This window comes from Candidatus Poribacteria bacterium (genome assembly GCA_016866785.1).
GTDB lineage: Bacteria > Poribacteria > WGA-4E.
The window spans coordinates 1-4,630 of sequence record VGLH01000202.1 but is presented as its reverse complement, the minus strand read 5'-3'; the positions used below and the strand labels follow the sequence as shown (position 1 = coordinate 4,630).

The following is a 4,630-nucleotide window of genomic DNA, read 5'->3' as shown; positions in this document are numbered from 1 at the left end:
GGAGCCTTGAGCCCTGAGAGCGGCGAGAAGGATCGCAGACTTCACTTGGGCGCTGGCAATGGGGCTCTCATAGTGGATGCCCAGCAGATTGCCTCCGTGTATCTCCAGCGGCGCGCGCGAGTTGCCGTCCTCGCCCCGGATACGCGCTCCCATCCGGGTGAGCGGCTCGACGATCCTGCCCATAGGACGACGGCGGATGGAGGCATCGCCGGTGAGCACCGTACGGAACGGCTGTCCTGCTGCGAGCCCAGCCAGGAGCCGAATCCCGGTCCCCGAGTTGCCGACGTCGATGACGGTGGATGGTTCCCGCAAACCATCCATCCCGACGCCGTGTACGGCGACCGACGTGCCATCGCGCTCTATCCGGACACCCATCGATTCGACAGCTCGAAGCGTGTTCAGGCAGTCCTCGCTGGTGAGGAATCCATCGACCGTCGTCGTGCCTTCAGCGATGGCTCCGAAGAGGGCGGCTCGATGCGAGATGGACTTGTCGCCGGGAACGCGCAGCGTCCCTCGGGCGGAGCGGATGGGATGGACCGTTCGGCTGTCCACTATCGTCTTCCATCGCTCAAGGGCTCAGGCTCTCCCGCGCTTCACGCGCGCTCGCAAGCCACGCGTGGATCAAGTCGTGATCCTGCGCGGTCACGGCATCGGCGATCCGCTGCAGTTCGTCTGCCAGACCACGGATCAGCCTCACGAGCGGCGCGGCGTTGTGAGTCACGATGGATGTCCAGACATCCGGAGAGCCCGACGCGATGCGCGTTGTGTCCCGAAAGCCCTGTCCGACGAAATCGAGCGCTCGGCGTGCGTCCGCCTCGGTGCCAGCAACGACGTGAACGAGGGCGGCAGCGGCGATATGCGGGAGATGGCTCGACGCCGCCAGAAGCTCGTCGTGGGCTTCCGGCGACATTTCGACCACGCGGCAGCCGACGAACTCCCACAATGCGCAGACGAGCGCCCACGCGTCGGCGTCTGGCGATGTCGTCACGACGCAGGTCGAACCCTGGAACAGCGATTCGCGCGCCGCGCCCACGCCCGCCTTCTCCGAACCAGCGATCGGATGTGAGCCGACGAAGCGCGCCTGAGGCGCTCGAACGGCGCACGCGGCGACGATGGATGCCTTGACGCTCCCGACATCCGTGAAGACACACCGTGACGGCGAATGGGACGCAAGCTCCGCCACAGTTTCCGATACGCGATCTACGGGCGTGCCCACCACGACTAGGTCTGCGCCGTCCAGCGCGTCCGTTGGATCCAGCGAATAGGCATCGATCGCGCCTCGCTCGAGCGCCTGTCTCAGCGACTCCTCTCGACGCCCGCACCCGACGACCTCGCCCGCGAACGAGCGAGCCCTCAGCGCGAGGCCGAGGGACCCGTTCATCAAGCCGACGCCGTACAAGACGATCTTGCCGACGGGCACCATCTGGACGATCCGATCTACTCACTGGGTCGGTGCGAGAGGTACCTCTCCGAGGACTTGCCCAAGGGCAGCGATGAATCGCTCGTTCTCAGCGGGAAGCCCAACCGTCACGCGGATCGAGCCTGGGAAGTCATAGCTCGCCATGGGGCGAACGATCACGCCGCGACGGAGCAGCGCGTTCGTCACGGCTGCCCCGTCTCTGCGGGTGTCCACCAGCAGGAAGTTGGCGACGGAGGGCACGGTCTCGAGCCCAAGGCGCGCCAGCTCGCGCCCAAGATACGCCATGCCCTCGTGGTTCAGACGTCGGCTGCGCTCGGCGTGGCTGATGTCGCGAAGCGCCGCGCGAGCTCCCGCCTGGGCGAGCGCATTCACGTTGAACGGCTGCCGTACCCGGTTCATCACCTCGATCGTCTTCGGGTCGGCGACACCATATCCGAGCCTCATTCCCGCGAGACCGTAGATCTTCGAGAAGGTGCGCGTCACGATCACGTTGCGCCCATCTCGCACGAATTCCAGTCCGTCCGGGTAGTCCGGTGCCTCGACGTACTCGAAGTAAGCCTCGTCGAGAACGACGAGAGGCTCCGGCGGAATGCGGTCCAGGAATCGCTCGAGCTCCGCCTTCGTGTTGTAGGTACCCGTCGGGTTGTTGGGATTGGCGATGAACACGAGGCGGGTCTTGGGCGTGACGACTTCGGCAAGGGCGTCGAGATCGTAGGTCGCGTTGCGGAGTGGCGGTGTCGTCGTCTGCGCGCCAAACGTCAACGCGACCAACTGATACACGACGAAGGCTTGCTGCGAATACACGACGTGGTCGCCAGGAGAGACGAATGTCTCGCCCAGGAGCTGCAGCACCTCGTTGGAGCCGTTTCCGACGATGAGCTGATCGATATCGACGCCTAGATGATCGGCGAGCTCGCGTTTGAGGTAGAACGCGTTGCCGTCCGGGTAGAGCTGAAGCGATCGCGCGGCGGCGGCGATGGCATCGACAGCCAGGATCGAGGGTCCCAACGGGTTCTCGTTGGAGGCGAGCTTGATCACGTCCGTCAAGCCCATCTCGCGCTGCACTTCCTCGATGGGCTTGCCACCCTGGTAGGGCTGGATGAGGTCGATGCCGGGCTTCGCGCGCATTCGGCGCTCCCATCAACCGCGCGGATAGGCTCCCAGAACCTTGACGTAGAGACACAGTGGCTCGATCTGCGAGAGCGCTGCCTTGACGGCGTCGTCCTTCGCGTGTCCAGCCAGGTCGGCGAAGAACAGGTACTCCCACGACCGGATCCGCGAGGGTCTCGATTGGAGTGTCATCACGTTGATGCCGTGTGCGGCAAACTCGTTGAGGACCCGTACCAGGGCTCCCACCTCGTGCCGGACCGTGAACAGCAGCGACGTCTTGTCGTCGCCAGTCGGTTCGACTTCGTGGCTGCCGACGACGAGAAAACGAGTCGTATTGTCCGGCGAATCCTCGATGTGACGGTGCAGGATCGTCAGCGAGTACGTCTCAGCCGCCAGCTCGCTCGCGATGGCTGCGGTCCCGTCCTCCGTCGCCGCCCTGCGCGCCGCCTCCGCCGTGCTGGATATCTCGAATCGGTCCACGTTGGGGAGGTGCTGCGCCAACCACTCGCGACACTGGGCGAACGCCTGACGATGCGAGTAGACGCGCTGGATCGCTTCGAGCGAGCAGTTCGACAGCAGGTTGTGGGTCACGCCCAGCAGAATCTCACCGAGTATCGTCAGCGGCGACCGCGCGAACAGGTCGAGCGACTCGATCACGACACCCATCGTCGAGTTTTCGATGGGCACGACGCCGTAGTGCGCCGCGCCGCGCTCGACTTCGCGGAAGATGTCTGCCTGGGTCGGGCATGGCGCGTAGACGGCGCTGGAACCGAACTGACGCCGGCTCGCGATGTGCGTGAAGCTCGCTTCGGGCCCCAGGTAGGCGATCCGAAGCTCCGCCTCGAGCGCGCGGCAGGCGGAGATGATCTCACGGTAGATCGCGGCAATCGCGTCGTCGGGCAACGACCCATCGCGATTCAGCTCTCGCAGCCGCGCGAGCAGTTGTTCCTCACGATGGGGTGCGTAGTAGCTCTGGTTGCTGCTGCGCTTGACGTGCGCGACTTCCTGGGCGACACGCCCGCGTTCGTTGAGCAGCCGCAGGATGTCCGCGTCGATCCGGTCGATCTCGGCGCGTAAACCGGGGAGGTCTGGGACGTTGGGCTTGGGCGGCACGCGGCAGGCACTCACTGGAGTCGGACAGGACCTCGGACCTCTACGACTTGGATCGTTTGGCGTCGATCTCCCGAATCCGCTCGACCATCAGCTCGTCCGTGGGATTCTCCTTCACGAGCTGAGTGAACTCGGCCTCTGAGAGTCCGTACTGCTTGAGAAACGCCTGATCCGCCGGACAGGGGTAGATGTAGTCACCGAGCGTCTCGCTCAGGTGAGCCCGCGCCTTGTCGGTGATGCGGGCGATCCAGTGGATTCCGCCGATAGTCAGGTCGCGGCCGCGAGGCTTCCAATCGAGCGGCATTGCCGTCCCTTCCGGGAATGAGGGTTCGCGCGGTCGTGCCGTGGACGAGCGCAGCCCAAGAATACCTGAGGCAGTGGAGAGTGTCAACCGAGCAGACCTGACCTCATTTCCTAGAGCGTGTTATGGACTTTCCGAGGTTCAGGTAAACTGTGGGCATACTTCCGAGAGTCTGTCTCTCCGAATCGAAGGAAGTGATACGAGATGTCTCGAAAAGCCTATCCGTCCGACGTGGCGGACGACGAATGGGGGTTCGTCGCCCCTTATTTGACGTTGATGACCGAGGACGCTCCGCAACGGGAGCATGCGTTGCGGGAAGTCTTCAACGGACTGCGCTGGATCGTGCGGGCGGGCGCCTCGTGGCGCATGCTGCCTCACGACCTGCCGCCGTGGGAGGCGGTCTATCAGCAGACTCAGCGATGGATCCAAGCGAGCGTCTTCGAGTCCATGACTCACGACCTGCGCGTTCTGCTGCGCGTTCTGCTGCGCGTTCTGCTGCGCGTGGCCGCCGGACGGAACGAACAGCCGTCCGTGACCCTTCTCGACAGCCGTACGCTGCAATCGACGCCGGAAAGCGCGACGCCGGAAAGCGGCGGTCGTGCGGGCTATGACGGAGCCAAGCGCAAGAAGGGCAGCAAGATTCACGCGGCGGTAGACACCTTGGGTCATCTGTTGGCGTTGCACGTCAC

Annotated in this window: 6 protein-coding genes; 1 reads left to right on the top strand and 5 read right to left on the bottom strand. The window is 64.5% G+C overall.

The window, feature by feature from the left end:
- The 5 genes from FJZ36_18125 to FJZ36_18105 form a co-directional block, all read right to left on the bottom strand.
- On the bottom strand, positions 1 to 552 hold a 552-nt coding region (locus FJZ36_18125; GenBank protein ID MBM3216816.1), incomplete at its 3' end, for a 3-phosphoshikimate 1-carboxyvinyltransferase.
- A 16-nt stretch (positions 553 to 568) separates the two neighbouring features.
- The gene (locus tag FJZ36_18120; protein MBM3216815.1) at positions 569 to 1,423 is read right to left on the bottom strand and encodes a prephenate dehydrogenase; all 855 of its coding nucleotides are present in this window, start codon (positions 1,421 to 1,423) and stop codon (positions 569 to 571) included.
- Positions 1,424 to 1,441: 18 nt separating this feature from the next.
- A complete protein-coding gene (locus FJZ36_18115) occupies positions 1,442 to 2,548 on the bottom strand; it encodes a histidinol-phosphate transaminase (protein ID MBM3216814.1) in 1,107 nt (368 codons plus the stop codon).
- Between the two features lie 12 nt (positions 2,549 to 2,560).
- A complete protein-coding gene (gene pheA, locus FJZ36_18110) occupies positions 2,561 to 3,643 on the bottom strand; it encodes a prephenate dehydratase (GenBank protein MBM3216813.1) in 1,083 nt (360 codons plus the stop codon).
- 40 nt (positions 3,644 to 3,683) lie between these two features.
- Complete coding sequence (locus tag FJZ36_18105) at positions 3,684 to 3,944, bottom strand: DUF5069 domain-containing protein (protein MBM3216812.1); 261 nt, start codon at positions 3,942 to 3,944, stop codon at positions 3,684 to 3,686.
- Between the two features lie 201 nt (positions 3,945 to 4,145).
- On the opposite strand from FJZ36_18105, the gene FJZ36_18100 reads away from it, so the two are divergent.
- A partial coding sequence (locus FJZ36_18100) for a transposase (protein ID MBM3216811.1) occupies positions 4,146 to 4,630 on the top strand: 485 nt, incomplete at its 3' end.